Consider the following 16,177-nt stretch of genomic DNA (forward strand, 5'->3'; position numbering starts at 1 on the left):
CCACGGCAGCGAGAAATCAAATCGGCCGAACCAGAATAAGCAAACCCAGGCGCCAGGCCGGGAGAACTACGGGCCTGACGACCTCAACTGCTCCAGCCGCCCGGTGCGGACCCGCATGCCGGGTGGTGTGGGAGGGGCGGAGCCAATAGGCTCCCCCCTATCCCGATTTAGGTCTCGAAGCTCTGATAGACAGCGGTGGCTACTGACCCATCAATTCGCCCATCCGCCCCACGATGTCATCCAGCACGGCAATGCGCTGCCCGCCGGACGGACGAATGGCGAAATAGGAGACTTCGATCCTTGGCTCGAATGGAATGGCGAGGATGGCGGCCCCGGCCGAGCGAAGGCTGGTGCGATCGACGATGCCGACACCCATTCCGGATGCCGCGAAATAACAGCAGTTCAGCATCGAGGTTTCCAAATCGGGCGACATTTTGATCGCCGGTCGCGATGTGACGGATCTCGATCCGTCCAGGCGCGGGATTGCCATGGTCTTCCAGTCCTACGCCCTCTACCCCCACATGAACGTGCGGGAGAACCTGTCCTTCGGCCTCGAAATGGCGAAGACTCCGCGCGACGAGATCGAGCGCCAGGTGCAGGCAGCAGCCCAGATACTCAAGATCGAGCCGCTGCTCGATCGCCGCCCCGGGCAACTGTCCGGTGGGCAGCGTCAGCGCGTGGCGATCGGGCGCGCCATCGTGCGCAAGCCGTTGGCATTCCTGTTCGACGAGCCGCTCAGCAACCTGGATGCGGAACTGCGCGTCAGCATGCGCATCGAGATCGCCCGCCTGCATCGGGAACTCGGTAACACCATGATATACGTCACCCATGATCAGACGGAAGCCATGACGCTGGCGGATCGCATCGTCGTGCTCAAGGACGGCGTGATCGAGCAGGTCGGCACGCCGCGTGACGTCTATGAGGACCCCAACAACCTGTTCGTCGCGGGCTTCATCGGCTCCCCACGCATGAACTTCGTGGATGCGGTTTACCTGGCGGGAAACCGTATCGACCTGGCCGGCACAATCATTCCGTTGCCGCAGCCCCTGACGGGCGTGACGGAGGGGGATTCCGTCAAGCTCGGTATCCGCCCCGAACACCTGATAGTGGGAGACCGCAGGGAGGATGCGCTGCGCGTCGAAATCGATTTCTCCGAATATCTCGGCAGCACCCGATACCTCTACTGCTATCTTCCGGGCGGTGAGATGGTCACGGTGGAACAGCGCGACGGGCGAGATTTTTGACCGGGCGAAGACGCGTGGCTGAGTTGGGAGCCCGAATGCATCAGGTTGTTTGCGGCGGATGGCCGGCGGTTGTGCCCCGAAGCGGGTCTTGAGGGTGCGACGCCATGAATGCAAATGTTAACGGCGCTGCCGAACGCCCGCTGATAGCGCTCGCCATGGGCGATCCTGCCGGGATCAGTCCGGAGCTTGCCGCGAGGCTGATCGTATCACCCAGGCTCGCCGCCGCCGCGCGCCTGGTGGTGATCGGCGACCGCCGAATTCTTGAAGGCGGCGCGAGGGTAGCTGGCCTGTCGCTCGACATCGACACGGTGGGGGAACCTGCGATAGGGCAGGCACTGAGCCCGGTGCTGATCGATCTGCGCAATCTCGATCCGGCAGCCGTCACCATCGGCGAAGCGACGCCGGCAGGCGGACGCTTCGCCATAGAGAATTTTTCGTTTGCGCTGCGGTTGGCAGAGGCCCGCCGGGTGGCGGCGGTCTGTTATACACCGCTGAACAAGAAGGCCATGCGCTTCGCCTATCCGGGCTATGACGACGAAAGCCGCTTCATCCAGGAGCTGTTGCAGCTGGCCGGAAGGGTCAAGGAGTTCAACGTCCTCGATACCGTGTGGAATGCCCGCGTCACCTCGCATGTTCCGCTGAAGGATGTCGCGGCCAGTCTGTCGCGCGAGGCGATCCTCGCCGAGATCCGGCTGACGGTGGATTGCCTGAAACAGTCGGGCGTCGAAACCCCGCGCCTGCTTGTGGCGGGCCTCAATCCGCATGCGGGCGACGGTGGCAGTTTCGGCATGGAGGAAATCGAAATCATCAGTCCGGCGGTCGATGCGGCCGCGGCCGAGGGCTTCGATGTCTCGGGCCCATACCCGGCCGACACCATCTTCCTGGCGGCGCTTCGCGACGGCTATCATGGGGTGCTAACCATGTATCATGACCAGGGGCAGATCGCGATGAAGCTGATCGGCTTCGATCGCGGCGTGACGATGTTGGGCGGCCTTCCATTTCCCGTTTGCACGCCGGCGCATGGCACGGCCTACGACATTGCCGGCAAGGGCATTGCCAATCCGCTTGCCAGCGAGGAAGCGGTTATGCTGGCGGCCCGCATGGCCACCGCAGCAGCAATGCGAGGTCGCACAGCATGAGCGGCATCGTCATTGAGGATCCGCGCATGCGGACACTGGTCGATCCTGACGCCGCGCTCGAAAAGCTCTGGACCGGCGCTGCGTGGAGCGAGGGGCCGGTCTGGTGGGAGGACGGCGGCGTCACCTGGAGCGACATTCCTAACAACCGGATGCGCTGGCACCCGATCAAGGACGGCACCATTTTTCACCAGCCGTCGAACCACGCCAACAGCCACACGCGGGATCGCGACGGCCGCCTGGTGTCCTGCGAACATTCGGGCCGCCGCATCAGCCGGACCCAACACGATGGAACGGTCGTGACGCTCGTTGATCGCTACAGGGAAAGCGCTTGAACTCTCCCAACGACGTGGTGGTCAAGTCGGATGGGACGATCTGGTTCACCGACCCGTCCTATGGAATCCTTTCCGACGATGAAGGCGTCAAGGCCGAGAGTGAAATCGGCGCTTGCCACGTCTATCGCTTCAATCCGGCCACCAGCGATGTGCAGATTGTCGCCGATGATCTCGAAAAGCTGAACGGCTTGGCGTTTTCGCCCGACGAGAATCTGCTCTACATCTCTGACCACCGGCTTTTCGCATCCACGCGGCGGGCACCGCCATGTAAGGTGTTCGACGTCGTCGATTGCCGCAGACCGGCGCGCAGCCGGTCTTCTGCGATGTGCGACTCGGTGCTTCGGACGCGTTCCGGATCGACATCAACGGCAACCTTCTCACCTCCTCGCACGACAGCGTCCAGGTATATGCGCCGGACGGCTGCAGGCTGGGCAAGATCCTGGTACCCGAGATCATCGCCGACTGTACGTTCGGCGGCCCCAGCGCGAGCGGATCTTCATGACAGCTTCGACGTCGTTCTATGCCATCGATGTCAGGACGCAGGGAGCGCTGCGACCGGGCTGAGTCTCGGCCGGTCGCAGCCTGATCGAACTTGCCTGTGCCTGAGTCAAAGGCCGGCGGATCGGGCTGCCCCGCAGCATCAGGAACAGCTGGGTGTTTCCTCCTGCTCTTCGGTCGCATATTGGGCTTGCCGCAATGTCTTGCCGGCAACCACCAGTCCGTGATTGGCCAGCAGCACCGCGTGGCTTTTGCGCGCCTTCAGCCCGACCGCCTTGGCCAAAGCCACCTCGCCGCGCGGGAAATGCGCAACCAGCGGCAGGCGGCCCACGCGCATGACGTAGTAGGCCATCAGCGGCGGAAGCAGATCATCCGGATTCAACCCGTCGAGAATGCTGATGGGGACCGCATGGGTGGGATGCAGATGCACGACGGCGCCGGCGCTCTGCCGCTCGCAATACATGCATTGGTAGAGAAGGCCTCCTTGGTCGGCTTTTCACCCCCAGCGTGCACGCCTTCGGCGGAAAATTTCGACAGTTGCGCTGCGACAAGCGGTCAACGTCAGACAGGTCTGCGAGCTTGCGGAGTGAGATGGCAACTGGCGGAGAGCACACCTGCTCTTGCCGCCATGCACCCCTTACGCCAACCCGATAGAGAGGACATTCTCCAAGCCCAAAACCTCGCTGGTAAGGGGCCACCGCCAGAGCCGTCGACGAAACGGTGCTCTGCCATCCCCGACGAAGGTCTGGTAAATTTTTGTCTAACGACCGGTAATCCCGGGGAATGCAATCAGGATCCCCACCGCGAGCATCTGCAGGAGAATGAATGGTACCAGAGCCTTGAAGATGATCCCCAATGTTATGCCCGGGGGCGCTACCGACTTGAGATAGAAGGCAGCTGGCCCGAACGGGGGAGACAGAAACGAGATTTGCATGTTCATGCAGAACAACACGCCGAACCAAACCGGATCCATGCCCAGCGATTTGATGATCGGAACGAAGATTGGCATCGTGAGAAGGGCAATGCCGACCCAATCAAGAAACGCTCCGAGCACGAACAAGATCACCATCATCACCAAGACGATCACGGTGGGGTTGTCAGAGACACCGGTAATCATTCCGGAGACGAAGTTCACCCCGCCCATCAGGTTGTAGACGCCGACAATCGCCGTCGCGCCGATACCAATCCAGACGATCATTCCTACCGTCGCTAGAGTTTGCATGGCTGCATCCCTCAGCAAGGCGTAAGAGAATTCACCCCGCAGCATCGTTGAGAGCAATACTCCCCCAACACCGATCGCCGATGCTTCCGTCACCGAGGCAATACCGCCATAGATGGACCCCAAGACGACGAACACCACGAGAACAGGCAAGGCGAGACCCTTCAACAGGCGGATCTTCTCATCTCGCGGAATGGGTGTCGGATCGACCTTCGGAACGACATGCGGCGTCAAGTAGGCTCGTGCCAATATGTACACGACATAGAACATCGCCAGCATAAAGCCGGGGAGGAAGGCTGCCGTGAACAGCTCGCCAATGGAAACGTTCGCCGTCAGCCCGTATATGATGAGGACAATTGACGGCGGAATCATGGTTCCAAGTGATCCGCCTGCGCAGACGACACCGATCGCGAGGTCGCGATCATATCCCAAGCGCAGCATTTGGGGCAATGCGATGAGACCAAGCAGCACGATCTCGCCACCAATGATTCCGCTCATTGCAGCCAGTATAACCGAGACGAATACGGTTTGGACTGCGACCCCTCCGCGGATTCTTCCGGCGAAGAGTTTCATCGCGTCGAACAAGTCCCGTGCTATTCCGGAGCGGTCCAATATCGCGGCCATCAGGACGAACATTGGAACCGAGACGAAGACGAAATTCATCACGAAGGAATAGACGCGGCTCGCGATCAGCGGGATTGACATCGGGCCGAACCAGCCGAGCGCAAAGATCAGCGCTACGAGAAGCGTGACGAACGCGAGCGGCATGCCCGTGAGGAGCAGCGCCACCATCATCGCAAACATCAGCAAGGTGCCCCAGCCGATGCCCAGCGCCTGCATATTGATGCTGAAGTCCAAGAGATTCATCATTATTTAGTCTCTTACGCTACGCCGGGCGTAGTTGACCGCCAGGATTAGGAACTGGATAACCAGCAAAATCATTGTGATCAGTATGAAAATCTTGATGAGAGCCGGCGTCGGAGGGCTCCATGCGCTGCCGGTTGTTTCAAACCGAATTTCGCCAGACGGAGTGATGATGGCGCGTTGGACCATATGCAGTGCCGCATACGCGAAGAAGGCGCTCGCGAGGGCGCTCACCAGTGATATGATCACATCTGCCCAAAGGCGGATGCGCGCTGGAAACAGATCGTAGAGAAGGACCACGCGGATGTGAGTGTTTCTGCACGTGCAATAGAGGCCGCCAAACACGAACGACACGCCGCAGAGAAAGACTGTCGTCTCGTGAGCCCAGATTGTAGGCCGGTTAAACAGGTAGCGAAGAAAAACCTCCATCAAGAGTATGGCTGCGGCCAGGACGATGCCTGCGGCGAACACGAACGCAACTTTGTCGACTATGCGGCCGAGCAAACCCGACTCCGGCGCCGCGCCGGCAGGACCTGCAGAAATGGCTTCTGAGTCACGGACAATAGAAATGTGATCTGACACGGCTCTCTCCGTAGATTCGGGAATGCGCGGCCCCGAAAGAGGCCGCGGCTGGGTTCAGAGCAGGCCCTTTTCCTTGAGGTAGATGGTGAGCGTGTCGAACACCTTCTGTGACATGGGTGAGCCTTTAGCGATGCGCTCCCATTCGGCCACGGCCAGTGCCCGGAACTTAGTCCGTTCTTCGGCCGACCAGTCATGGATGGTGATTGATCCGTCCGCCTTCGCCGCTTCGAGCGCCTTCTGATCGGCCGCTTTAAGACCATTAATCTGGGTCTGCTGAAAATCCTTCACGGTCTCCTCGAGCATCGTCTTGACGTCGTCGGGGAGCGCTTCCCATTTCGCTTTGTTCATCGACACCTCGACGAGTGGCAGAGAATGGAAGCCGGGATAGACCGGATGATTTGCAACCTTATTAAGCCCCTGCTGCTGGTTCACGGAGAAGACCGAGTAGTCGGCCGCGTCGACGACGCCTTTGTCCAGCGATGTATATACTTCTGAGGCGGGCAGGTTGACGGGTGCGGCACCTGCCGCGGCAAACACGTTGGCAATCGGCCCCTCCGGCGATCTGACCTTCACGCCCTTCAAGTCATCCACCCCATCGAGCGGAACGCGTGACACAAAGGCTTCCAAGCCAGGGGTAGATACCCCGATGAAGTGAAGACCATAGGAACCAAGAAGCTCCTGCATGATCTCTTTTCCACCACCGTTCTCGACAAAATCGATCATCTGTGTAGGGTCCGACCAGGCGCCGACTGGATTTGAAATCAAACCGAATGCGGGGTCTTTGCCTGCCCAGTACGAAGAATCGCAGATCTGGCCATCGAGAATGCCGGCTGCGACTGCGTCCAAGGTCTCGTTGTATTCGGCAACTGACCCCACGGGCAGGAGCTCGATCTTTATTTTTCCACCCGAACGCTCCGCGACGAGGTTCGTCCAGCCCTTCTGGTATTCGAAGTTGGGATTACCTGCCGGATCGGAAGACTGAAACCGGAACGAAAAGTCCTGGGCGAGGGCAGTCCCCATAAGGCTGGCCACCGCTACCAGTGCCGCTGCGGTTCTAAGAAGTACGCGTTTCATGAATTACCTCCCTTGGATACTCACATTTGTTGTTTACGCCATCCGATTTGCCCGCTTACCATCAAAGCTGGCGCAAAAGACTTTGGGTGGGTCGTGATTCAGCCTCGCCGGGACTTAGGCTGCAGTTGGCGAATGAGCCGCCTACCTTCGCAAGGGATCCCCAAGCGGCTGAATGCTGACGTCAAGGAGGCTCGGGTCAATCCGGTCCTCCAGGTGGTCGAACATGCCATCGACGAACGCGATAAGTGCATCAGAAGCTTGCAGAGCCGCGTCAATGTGTCGGTTCGCAACCGCATCCAGCACTGCTAGGTGAACATCAATGGTCGTCTTCAAATCGGCGCTGCCGGGCATCTGACGGTGGTAAAGCCAGCCAGTGCGGCGAAAAATAGTATGAAGTGGGCGAAGTGTGTGCTCGACAAAGGGCTCACCCGCGGCCGATAGCATCAGGCTGTCGATTCGACGGTCGATTTCGTTGAACTCATTGATATCCATCGCATCACGCCGCTCTCGCAGCACGCGGTTCAGGTGGAGCATCTGGTTACGATGTGAGGCGCTGGAGCGTTGCGCAGCGAGTTCAATGACGAACCGCTCGATGTCCTTGCGCAGGCTCAGTAGGAGCCGTTCTCGTGACAGATCTATTGGCGCAATTCGCAAGCCGTGTCTCGGCCGTACATAAATGAGCGTATCGAGTGCCAGGCGGTTTACCGCATGATGAATCGGTGTCCGGCCAAGCCCAATTAGATCCTGAAGATCCTGCATCGACAGCTCGCTTCCCGGCGCAAGGTCGCATTTCACGATCAGGTTCTCGATCCGCTCGTAAGCGAGTTGAAAGTGATTGACCCGATTGACGCGGGCAGGACGGGTTGCGCCTTTGGTGCTGGCAATGGTCTGCTTCACCACGTGAAGCTTGGGCTTGTCCGTCGTCATCGCTCACCTCCCGTTCGCGACTAGTCGATGGAGAAAAGATAAAACATGTTGTGACATTTTACAAACTGATTTATGCATCTTCGCGTAAATTGTGGGGGAGCTGGTGCCGATATTGTCCAGGCGGGACCAAAAAAACGCTTCCTGCAGACGCCTTCGGAGGAACCATGAAAGTCACCGCCATTCGGACCTTCCGACTCGAAGAGTTCGCAAACGTATTGTGGGTTCATGTCGAAACTGATGCCGGCATCATCGGGCTGGGTGAGACCTTCTACGGCGCCGGCTCAGTAGAGGCACATATTCACGACGTCCTGGCGGGGCGGCTTCTGGGAAAGGATCCGCTGCGGATTGAGGCCCATTCGCGGGAACTTGTGAACCTGCCTATGGCGCAGTCTTCCACAGGTGCTGAATATAGAGCCGCGTCAGCGATTGATCTGGCCCTATGGGATATCTTTGGAAAGGCCTGCGGTCAGCCCGTGCATCAGATGCTGGGTGGCCTTTGCCACGAGCGCGTGCCCGTTTACAACACGTGTGCTGGCTATGGCTATGTGCGATCAAACAAGATCAAGCCGGTCGACACCTGGAACTTTGGGGCGGCTGACGGCCCCTACGAAGATCTGAACGGCTTCATGACGGATGCCGGCGTGATCGCGGAGAGCCTCCTGGAGCAGGGAATTACCGGCATGAAGATTTGGCCGTTTGACCCCGCGGCCATAGAAAACGACGGACGCTTCATCACTGCAGAGCAGATGCGGGTTGCTGTGACGCCGTTTGAGAAGATTCGGAAGGCCGTCGGCGATAAGATGCAGATCATGGTGGAATTTCATTGCCTGTGGAATCTGCCCACGGTGAAGAAGATCGCTCGAGAGCTGGAGGCATACGAGCCGACCTGGTACGAGGACCCCATCCGAATGAATTCTGTCTCGGCGCTTAAGGAACTTGCTGCCGCCACAACGATCCCCATCTGCGCGTCGGAGACGCTCGGATCTCGTTTCCCATACAAGGATATGCTGGAGGCGGGGGCGATCGGCGTTGTGATGACGGACCTTGTCTGGACAGGAGGGTTGACCGAGGGCCGAAAGATAGCAGCTCTAGCCGACACCTATCATCGTCCTTACGCGCCGCACGACTGCACAGGGCCTGTTGCCTACGTTGCCGCAGTGCATTCGTCGCTCTCGCAACCCAACACCCTGATCCAGGAATCCGTACGTGCCTTTTATACCGGTTGGTACAAGGAACTGGTGACAGAGCTTCCCCGGGTCGTGAATGGTCATGTTCTGCCGATGGAGGGTCCGGGGCTTGGGACTGAGCTTGTGCCGCAGATATTCGAGCGGTCAGATTTCTCCACGCGCGTTTCCACCCTGTGAACGGAAGCTGTATGATGACAAACCCATTCGATCTTTCTGGACGTACGGCTCTTGTTACCGGTTCGTCGCGCGGACTTGGGCTGGCGATTGCAGAAGGGCTCGCAAGAGCCGGAGCGCAGATCGTTCTCAACGGAATTAATCTGGGACGCTTGGAGCAAACTGCAAATGAGCTGCGCGCCGCGGGTCATGATGTGCTCGTCGCACCCTTCGACGTGACCGACGAAGCCGCCATCGTTGCGGCGTTCGAAAATTTCGACGCAGGAGGCACGTCCATAGACATTCTCGTGAACAACGCCGGCATGCAGTTCCGAAAGCCGATGGTAGAACTCGAGACTGCGGATTGGCAACGCGTCATCGATACCAACCTCACCAGTGCATTCATCATAGGAAGAGAGGCCGCGCGTCGAATGATTGTGCGCGGCCGCGGCAAGATCATCAATATCGGGTCGCTGACGAGCGAACTCGCTCGCGCGACTGTTGCCCCGTATACCGTCGCCAAGGGGGGCATTAAGATGCTGACCAAGGCGATGGCTGCGGAGTGGGGAGAACACGGAGTTCAAGCGAACGCAATCGGGCCTGGATATATGATAACAGACATGAATGAGGCTCTTATTTCCAATCCTCAATTCGACAGCTGGGTCAAAGCGCGAACGCCGGCGCGGCGCTGGGGCCGACCGGACGAACTCGCCGGCACCGCCGTTTATCTCGCCTCGTCTGCAGCCGACTATGTCAATGGTCAGATCATCTACGTCGATGGCGGAATGATCTCAGTACTTTAAGAGGAGCGGCGGCATGCCAGCAGTAATGATTTATGCGGCCGGTGATCTACGGATCGAGGAGGCGAACAGATCCACCCCTGCCGCGGGCCAGGTTGAGGTTTCAATCGGGGTAGGTGGAATATGCGGCTCCGATCTTCACTACTATCACCATGGCGGCTTTGGCACCGTTCGCGTGAAGGAGCCGATGGCGCTTGGGCACGAAATTTCCGGGACAGTCACAAAGCTCGGTGAGGGTGTCTCCCGTCTCGCCATTGGCACCCGCGTTGCCATAAACCCGAGCCTTCCGTGTGGCCGGTGTGTCTATTGCCACCGAGGCATGCGCAACGAGTGTCTCGACATGCGGTTTATGGGCAGTGCCATGAGGGTGCCCCACGTTCAGGGCGGCTTTCGGAGCCACGTTGTTGTCGAGTTTGAGCAAGCAATCCCGATCGCCGGGTCACTTTCGCTGGGCGAAGCCGCTATGGCGGAGCCGCTTGCGGTGTGTCTCCACGCGGTCAATCGTGCGGGGCCGCTCGTGGGAAAGCGGGTCCTTATAACAGGTTGTGGGCCGATAGGAGCGTTGATGATCTTGGCTGCCCGGTTTTCTGGCGCGGCCGAGGTGGTCGTCACTGATATCGGTCCGTTCCCTCTTCAAAAGGCCATAGAGATCGGCGCATCTCGTGCCATCAACATCGCAACGGATGCTGTGGCACTCGAACCGGAGAAAGCCGACAAGGGGCAATTTGATGTTGCGTTCGAAGCGTCCGGCGCCGAGCAGGCTGCTCATCTTGCGTTGGAGGTACTGAGACCTGGCGGAACCTTTGTGCAGCTCGGTTTAGGAGGAGATTTCAAAATTCCGATGAACCTTATTGTCACGAAAGAGATCGACTTTTCTGGCAGTTTCCGCTTCGATAGTGAGTTTGCATTGGCAGTGGACTTGCTCGGAAAAGGGTTGATTGGTGTGCGGCCTCTTATTACCGCCACCTTGCCCGTTGAACACGCCATTCAAGCTTTTGGCTTGGCCTCTGATCGTTCACGCTCAATGAAAACTCAGATTTCTTTTTAGGCGTTATATCGTCAATGGGCCGGTTTCATTCAATGATGTCCCTCAGCTTGGTGAAGAACATCCTTATGCCTCGGCTCAGGAAATGACTTCCTCCGCTCCCAGTTGCGGATGCGGCACGGATACGAAACAGCTCCATCACTGGTCAGGTTGATCTGGTCGCATCGGCGGCGCTGTGCTACCCCTCAGTCTAAAGTCAGGAATGAACTCCACGGGGCTGAGGGACGTAAACTTTTGATCTATCGCCTTTAGCAACTGCCGCGCGGCCTCGGCTCCGATTGCAGCGTTGTCGACGTGCATGGTCGTCAGTCCTGGTGAAATGCGGCTCGAAATAGCGAGGTCGTCGAAGCCGGTGATCGAACAGTCCGCGGGCACCTCGACCTTTAACTGTTGGGCCGCGAGAAGGGCGCCGAGCGCGATCGTGTCGTTGCCGCAGATGATCGCCGTCGGCCGCCGGGCTTCCGCCATCAGCGCCGAGAAGCCCTGTGCGCCGTAATCCAGGGATGAAGCGCCGATCAACATGCGGTGGGGTGGGAGGCTCACCCCCGCCGCGCGCAAGGACCCCGGAAATTCTTGAGTTTCTCCACCGTCTGATTGTCCATCAGATACTGGATGGCATGAAAGACAGGGGAGGCGTGCGGCTTGACGGCCACCCGGTCTTCAGGATTGAGAACGTCAAAATAGAGCGCCGTCATAATCGAAACCAGCGAGGCGCTGGAGGCTTGATGGCCGCCGACCTTCACGCCATCGATCTTATCGCGCCGATTGGCCTGGTCGATCATCCAGCAAGCGAGCCAAAGAATCCTTCGCTCCAGATCGCGCAATATTTGAGTTTCCGACGCTTCAGTGCTTTTCGCCATTGATCTTCCTCCCTGTCCAGCGGCCGACCGCAGAATAGGGAAGTTTCGGAAGGCGGTTCTTGCGTATTCGTGCTGAAGCAGTATAACGTTCGGCATATTTCTGCCAGACAAATCAGAAAAACACATGACTTCTGCCAAATCCGTCCAACTCGACAAAATCGACAGAGTGATCCTGCGTGAACTGCTCGCCGACGCACGCATATCCAACCAGGATCTCAGCGAACGTGTCGGTCTCAGCCCCTCTCCATGCCTGCGCCGCCTGCGCAGGCTGGAGGACGAAGGGGTCATCACCGGCTATACGGCCAATCTCGATGAAGAGAGGATCGGACTGCCGGTTGCCGTCTTCATGTCGGTCAAGCTCGTCAGGCAGATCGATTCTCAGCTCAAGGTCTTTGAAGCCGAGGTGATGAAATACCCCGAAGTCGTCGACTGCTGGCTGATGACGGGGGAGAACGACTACCTGTTGCGCATCCTCGCCCCAGGCCTGCGCGAATACGAACATTTCCTCACCAGCAAGCTCACGAAGATTCCAGGAATAGCGTCGATCCAGTCATCGGTGTCGCTGAGGCGCGTAAAAGCGGCGGGGGCAAATGTGATCGACGTTACATGAGCAAGCCGGCGCCGGAATCTGTGCAGATAGTTTACACTACGGCGCCATCTTTTCAGCGACTTATCCGGCTGAATAGAAGAAAGGCGGTTCGGATCCCATCAAGGCGGAAGAGGTGACATGATCACCAATGATGATGCTGAACAGCATCTGCTCAGGCTTGAGCTAGACGATGGAGAGTAGGCAGGTTTCCGCTGGAGCTATTCTGAACCTGGCGAAAATTCGCCTCGCTCAAACGATCGCGCCATTCTCCCTTGAGCTTTTCCAATAACTTAGGAAATGGCCCAGCTTTTGCTCCTGACACGTCACGCGGTGGATCAGCCGCGCAACGTGCACTGGGAGGAAACCTGCATGAGCAATAGCATTCGAAACTTTGCCTTAGTGACGGTCGGTTTGGTTAGCCTTGCCACAACGGCAACGGCCGCACGTGCCGACCAGTTCATCAACATCCTTACTGGAGGAACATCCGGCGTCTATTACCCTCTGGGGGTCGCCTTGTCGAAGATCTATGGCGAGACGATCGAAGGGGCGCGCACACAGGTGCAGGCAACCAAGGCTTCGGTCGAAAATCTCAACCTTTTGCAGCAGGGGCGCGGCGAGATCGCCTTTGCGTTGGGCGATTCGGTCAAGATGGCCTGGGAAGGGGATGCAGACGCCGGCTTCAAGGCACCGCTCGACAAGCTGCGCGGGATCGCAACCATCTATCCCAACTACATCCAGATCATGGCATCGCGCGAGTCGGGGATCACCACGCTTGCGGAACTGAAGGAGCAGAGCCTGTCTGTCGGTGCGCCGAAATCTGGGACGGAGCTCAATGCGCGCGCCATCCTGGCCGCTGCTGGGATGAGCTATGATCAGCTGGGAAAGACGGAATATCTTCCGTTCGCGGAGTCCGTCGAGCTGATGAAGAACCGCCAGCTCGATGCCACCCTACAGTCAGCGGGTCTCGGCGTGTCGTCGTTTCGCGATCTGGCCACATCGCTTGATGTACAGCTGGTAGCTATTCCCGCAGAGATCGCGACGAAGCTTGGAGCACCGTATGTCGCCGCGACCGTCCCCGCCGGCACGTATGAAGGCCAGGATGCTGATGTAAGCACCGTTGCGGTCGGAAACTTCCTGATCACTCATTCCGACGTTTCTGACGACGTTGCCTACGAGATGACCAAGCAGCTGTTCGAAAACCTGCCAGCACTGTCGGCCGCCCACAAGGCGGCTGGCAGCGTGAAACTGGAAGACGCTATGACGGGGATGCCGGTTCCGCTGCATCCGGGCGCGGAGCGCTACTACAAGGAAAAAGGCCTCCTGTAAGCGCGATGAAAACCGGGCGGCGGTGGAGGATTCGCCGCCCTCACCCTTTCGACCGGAGGATCCCATGAAACCGCTTTCGACATCCATTGACGGACATGCTGCAGACCTGAGCGCGCATGACGCGCTTGCAGCCGCTTTCCCTAAATCACGGGAAGGCCGATTTATCTTCGCCATCGCGTTCGTGTTTTCCGCATTCCAGCTTGCCACGGCTGCACATCTTCTCGACCCGCCAAGTCAGGTGCTGCGAGCCATTCATGTCGGCTTCGTCACCGTCTTGATCTTTCCGCTTCTGGCCGCACTCCTCGACAAGAGCGGACTAGTGCGCGTCCTTGCCTGGTGTGCGTCTCTGGTGGCGGCCGCCGTCGCTTTCTACCAGTGCTATGAATATACTGATCTGATCCTGCGAGCCGGTGATCCAGTGCCGCGTGACATTCTGTTCGGCATCCTGGCGATCACCATCGTGTTTGCCGCTTCCTGGGTTCTGATGGGACCGGCGCTTCCGGTCATCGCCGGCATTTTCTTCCTCTACTGCCTGCTCGGCGAGTATCTGCCTTCGCCATTGAACCACCGGGGCTACGGGTTTTCCCAGGTCATTGACCACATGGCCTACGGGACCGAGGGCATTTACGGGATTCCGACGCTTGTATCGGCGACCTACATTTTTCTGTTTATCCTGTTTGGAGCCTTCCTGGAAAAGGCCGGCATGATCGAGCTTTTCAACGATGTCTCGCTGAGCCTGGTCGGTAGCCGCAGGGGCGGTCCGGCCAAGGTGGCGATCATCTCCTCGGGCCTGATGGGCACGATCTCCGGATCCGGCGTCGCCAATGTCGTGACCACCGGTCAGTTCACCATCCCGCTGATGAAGCGGTTCGGCTATCGCCCTGCCTTCGCGGGTGGCGTCGAGGCCACGGCCTCCATGGGCGGCCAGATCATGCCGCCGGTCATGGGTGCGGTTGCCTTCATCATGGCCGAGACCCTTGGGGTCGAGTACCACGAGATCGTCAAGGCCGCCCTGATCCCTGCGATCTTGTATTTTGCCTCGGCTTTTTGGATGGTGCATCTGGAGGCTGGCAAGCACGGGCTGGTCGGGTTGCGGAAGGAGGAACTTCCCTCGGGGCTTGCGGCACTGAAGAAGGGCTGGCATCTCGTGCTGCCGCTGGCAGCGCTCGTATGGCTGCTCTTTTCCGGGTACACTCCGCTTTTCGCCGGCACCGTCGGTCTGGCCTTCATCATGTTGCTGATCCTCGGCACCTCGTTGGCGCTCGGGATTCCGTCGATCGCGATCCGGATCATCTTCTGGCTCGGCCTCGGGCTTGTCGCCGCCTCATTCTTCCAGTTCGGCATGACGATCGTCTTGACTACCCTCGCGGTCCTCGTCCTTGCCAATGCGCTGCGTCAAGGGGGACGGGAAACTCTGGTTGCGTGCCGTGATGCCCTGGCGGAAGGGGCCAAGACAGCCCTGCCGGTGGCCATCGCGTGTGCGCTGGTGGGCATCATCATCGGAACCATGACACTGACGGGTGCTGCCAACACCTTTGGACAATTCATTGTCTCTGTCGGCGACAAGAGCCTGTTTCTGTCACTGCTTCTGACCATGGTGACATGTCTCGTGCTCGGAATGGGCATTCCGACCATTCCAAACTACATCATCACGTCCTCGATCGCAGGGCCGGCGCTTCTGGAATTGGGCGTGCCGCTGATCATCAGCCACATGTTCGTCTTCTATTTCGGAATCCTGGCCGACCTGACGCCGCCTGTGGCACTCGCCTGTTTCGCCGCGGCGCCCATCGCTCGTGAAAGCGGGCTGAAGATATCTATTCAGGCCATCAAGGTTGCAGCGGCAGGCTTCGTCATACCGTTCATGGCAGTCTACTCGCCGGCCCTCATGCTGCAGGACGGCGGCGCCTTTGCCATGGCCTATGGATACTGGACGGCCGTGGCTTATATAGTGATGAAGACAACCTTGGCGATCGGGCTATGGGGTGCAGCCGTCATCGGGTTCATGGTGATCCGCTTGTCGATCGTCCATCGGCTGATCGCAACCAGTGCCGCATTTACCCTGTTTGCCGCCCTTCCGTTGACGGACGAGATCGGCTTTGCCCTGACCGTGGTCTTCGGCATCATGGTGTGGCGGGCGTCCCGAGTGACGCCCGCACGGCCAGTGCCAGTCGACGAGTCTGCCGTCTCCTCTGCTTGACTACGTCCGCTGATCCTGCCTGCATGGGGGAGCTCCTGTGCAGGCACGCAAGTTCTTCCGCGACAGCGCGTTCTGTCACCACATAATCAGGCCAGTGGAACCTTCAAAGCGGCAGATGCAAGGTGCAACAAGAATGCTATG

The 16,177-nt window shown here is 58.9% G+C and carries 14 protein-coding genes and 3 pseudogenes; 9 read left to right on the plus strand and 8 right to left on the minus strand.

Annotation, left to right across the window (positions count from 1 at the left end):
• Positions 1-199: 199 nt before the first annotated feature.
• Positions 200-433, minus strand: coding sequence for a hypothetical protein (locus tag EDE09_RS20235; protein WP_245505208.1), 234 nt, complete (start codon positions 431-433; stop codon positions 200-202).
• Here EDE09_RS20235 and EDE09_RS20240 point away from each other — a divergent pair.
• The 3 genes and pseudogenes from EDE09_RS20240 to EDE09_RS20250 all read left to right on the plus strand — a co-directional run.
• A pseudogene (locus EDE09_RS20240) lies at positions 426-1,241 on the plus strand (ATP-binding cassette domain-containing protein); the annotation flags it as partial. The gene EDE09_RS20235 and the pseudogene EDE09_RS20240 sit on opposite strands and share 8 nt — an antisense overlap.
• A 107-nt stretch (positions 1,242-1,348) precedes the next feature.
• Positions 1,349-2,383, plus strand: coding sequence for a 4-hydroxythreonine-4-phosphate dehydrogenase PdxA (locus EDE09_RS20245; protein WP_132412637.1), 1,035 nt, complete (start codon positions 1,349-1,351; stop codon positions 2,381-2,383).
• Positions 2,380-3,279 (plus strand): annotated as a pseudogene (locus EDE09_RS20250) (SMP-30/gluconolactonase/LRE family protein). The gene EDE09_RS20245 and the pseudogene EDE09_RS20250 overlap by 4 nt, the downstream one beginning before the upstream one ends.
• A gap of 76 nt (positions 3,280-3,355) precedes the next feature.
• Here EDE09_RS20250 and EDE09_RS28960 read toward each other — a convergent pair.
• The 5 genes from EDE09_RS28960 to EDE09_RS20275 all read right to left on the minus strand — a co-directional run bounded on the left by EDE09_RS28960 (position 3,356) and on the right by EDE09_RS20275 (position 7,879).
• Complete coding sequence (locus tag EDE09_RS28960; protein WP_348631327.1) at positions 3,356-3,676, minus strand: class II aldolase/adducin family protein; 321 nt, start codon at positions 3,674-3,676, stop codon at positions 3,356-3,358.
• 297 nt (positions 3,677-3,973) lie between these two features.
• Entirely contained in the window at positions 3,974-5,302 is a 1,329-nt protein-coding gene (locus EDE09_RS20260; RefSeq protein WP_207914874.1) for a TRAP transporter large permease subunit, read from the minus strand.
• A 3-nt stretch (positions 5,303-5,305) separates the two neighbouring features.
• On the minus strand, positions 5,306-5,878 hold the full coding sequence (locus EDE09_RS20265; RefSeq protein ID WP_132412639.1) for a TRAP transporter small permease: 573 nt from the start codon (positions 5,876-5,878) through the stop codon (positions 5,306-5,308).
• Positions 5,879-5,932: 54 nt separating this feature from the next.
• Entirely contained in the window at positions 5,933-6,952 is a 1,020-nt protein-coding gene (locus EDE09_RS20270) for a TRAP transporter substrate-binding protein (protein WP_132412641.1), read from the minus strand.
• A 141-nt stretch (positions 6,953-7,093) separates the two neighbouring features.
• Positions 7,094-7,879, minus strand: coding sequence for a GntR family transcriptional regulator (locus EDE09_RS20275; RefSeq protein WP_132412643.1), 786 nt, complete (start codon positions 7,877-7,879; stop codon positions 7,094-7,096).
• Positions 7,880-8,043: 164 nt separating this feature from the next.
• Between EDE09_RS20275 and EDE09_RS20280 the strand changes: the two genes are divergently transcribed.
• Genes EDE09_RS20280 through EDE09_RS20290 form a run of 3 tightly spaced genes read left to right on the plus strand, consistent with a single transcriptional unit; the run spans position 8,044 to position 11,067 of the window.
• Positions 8,044-9,243, plus strand: a complete 1,200-nt coding sequence (locus EDE09_RS20280; RefSeq protein WP_132412645.1) for a mandelate racemase/muconate lactonizing enzyme family protein — start codon at positions 8,044-8,046, stop codon at positions 9,241-9,243.
• Between the two features lie 11 nt (positions 9,244-9,254).
• Positions 9,255-10,022: an SDR family oxidoreductase gene (locus EDE09_RS20285; RefSeq protein WP_207914875.1), complete on the plus strand. Its 768-nt coding sequence runs from the start codon at positions 9,255-9,257 to the stop codon at positions 10,020-10,022.
• 13 nt (positions 10,023-10,035) lie between these two features.
• Complete coding sequence (locus EDE09_RS20290) at positions 10,036-11,067, plus strand: L-idonate 5-dehydrogenase (RefSeq protein WP_132412649.1); 1,032 nt, start codon at positions 10,036-10,038, stop codon at positions 11,065-11,067.
• A 135-nt stretch (positions 11,068-11,202) separates the two neighbouring features.
• Here EDE09_RS20290 and EDE09_RS20295 read toward each other — a convergent pair whose 3' ends face one another.
• Positions 11,203-11,607, minus strand: coding sequence for a substrate-binding domain-containing protein (locus EDE09_RS20295; RefSeq protein ID WP_245505209.1), 405 nt, complete (start codon positions 11,605-11,607; stop codon positions 11,203-11,205).
• Between the two features lie 17 nt (positions 11,608-11,624).
• Positions 11,625-11,924: pseudogene (locus tag EDE09_RS20300) on the minus strand (transketolase); the annotation flags it as partial.
• Between the two features lie 124 nt (positions 11,925-12,048).
• On the opposite strand from EDE09_RS20300, the gene EDE09_RS20305 reads away from it, so the two are divergent.
• The 3 genes from EDE09_RS20305 to EDE09_RS20315 all read left to right on the plus strand — a co-directional run bounded on the left by EDE09_RS20305 (position 12,049) and on the right by EDE09_RS20315 (position 16,036).
• Positions 12,049-12,534 (plus strand): Lrp/AsnC family transcriptional regulator, encoded by a 486-nt coding sequence (locus EDE09_RS20305; protein WP_132412653.1) that lies wholly within the window; start codon positions 12,049-12,051, stop codon positions 12,532-12,534.
• Positions 12,535-12,882: 348 nt separating this feature from the next.
• Positions 12,883-13,839, plus strand: coding sequence for a TAXI family TRAP transporter solute-binding subunit (locus EDE09_RS20310; RefSeq protein WP_132412655.1), 957 nt, complete (start codon positions 12,883-12,885; stop codon positions 13,837-13,839).
• A 64-nt stretch (positions 13,840-13,903) separates the two neighbouring features.
• Entirely contained in the window at positions 13,904-16,036 is a 2,133-nt protein-coding gene (locus EDE09_RS20315) for a TRAP transporter permease (protein ID WP_132412657.1), read from the plus strand.
• The last annotated feature ends 141 nt before the right edge of the window (positions 16,037-16,177 follow it).

The organism is Neorhizobium sp. S3-V5DH, from assembly GCF_004343065.1.
GTDB classification, from domain to species: Bacteria; Pseudomonadota; Alphaproteobacteria; order Rhizobiales; family Rhizobiaceae; genus Neorhizobium; species Neorhizobium huautlense.

Bases quoted from the DNA above. Each gene is read 5' to 3' on its own strand.
- EDE09_RS20285 (WP_207914875.1), top strand. From the start codon at position 9,255: ATGATGACAAACCCATTCGATCTTTCTGGACGTACGGCTCTTGTTACC.
- EDE09_RS28960 (WP_348631327.1), bottom strand. From the start codon at position 3,676: ATGTATTGCGAGCGGCAGAGCGCCGGCGCCGTCGTGCATCTGCATCCC.
- EDE09_RS20280 (WP_132412645.1), top strand. From the start codon at position 8,044: ATGAAAGTCACCGCCATTCGGACCTTCCGACTCGAAGAGTTCGCAAAC.
- EDE09_RS20260 (WP_207914874.1), bottom strand. From the start codon at position 5,302: ATGATGAATCTCTTGGACTTCAGCATCAATATGCAGGCGCTGGGCATC.
- EDE09_RS20290 (WP_132412649.1), top strand. From the start codon at position 10,036: ATGCCAGCAGTAATGATTTATGCGGCCGGTGATCTACGGATCGAGGAG.
- EDE09_RS20275 (WP_132412643.1), bottom strand. From the start codon at position 7,879: ATGACGACGGACAAGCCCAAGCTTCACGTGGTGAAGCAGACCATTGCC.
- EDE09_RS20310 (WP_132412655.1), top strand. From the start codon at position 12,883: ATGAGCAATAGCATTCGAAACTTTGCCTTAGTGACGGTCGGTTTGGTT.
- EDE09_RS20235 (WP_245505208.1), bottom strand. From the start codon at position 433: ATGTCGCCCGATTTGGAAACCTCGATGCTGAACTGCTGTTATTTCGCG.
- EDE09_RS20245 (WP_132412637.1), top strand. From the start codon at position 1,349: ATGAATGCAAATGTTAACGGCGCTGCCGAACGCCCGCTGATAGCGCTC.
- EDE09_RS20315 (WP_132412657.1), top strand. From the start codon at position 13,904: ATGAAACCGCTTTCGACATCCATTGACGGACATGCTGCAGACCTGAGC.
- EDE09_RS20270 (WP_132412641.1), bottom strand. From the start codon at position 6,952: ATGAAACGCGTACTTCTTAGAACCGCAGCGGCACTGGTAGCGGTGGCC.
- EDE09_RS20305 (WP_132412653.1), top strand. From the start codon at position 12,049: ATGACTTCTGCCAAATCCGTCCAACTCGACAAAATCGACAGAGTGATC.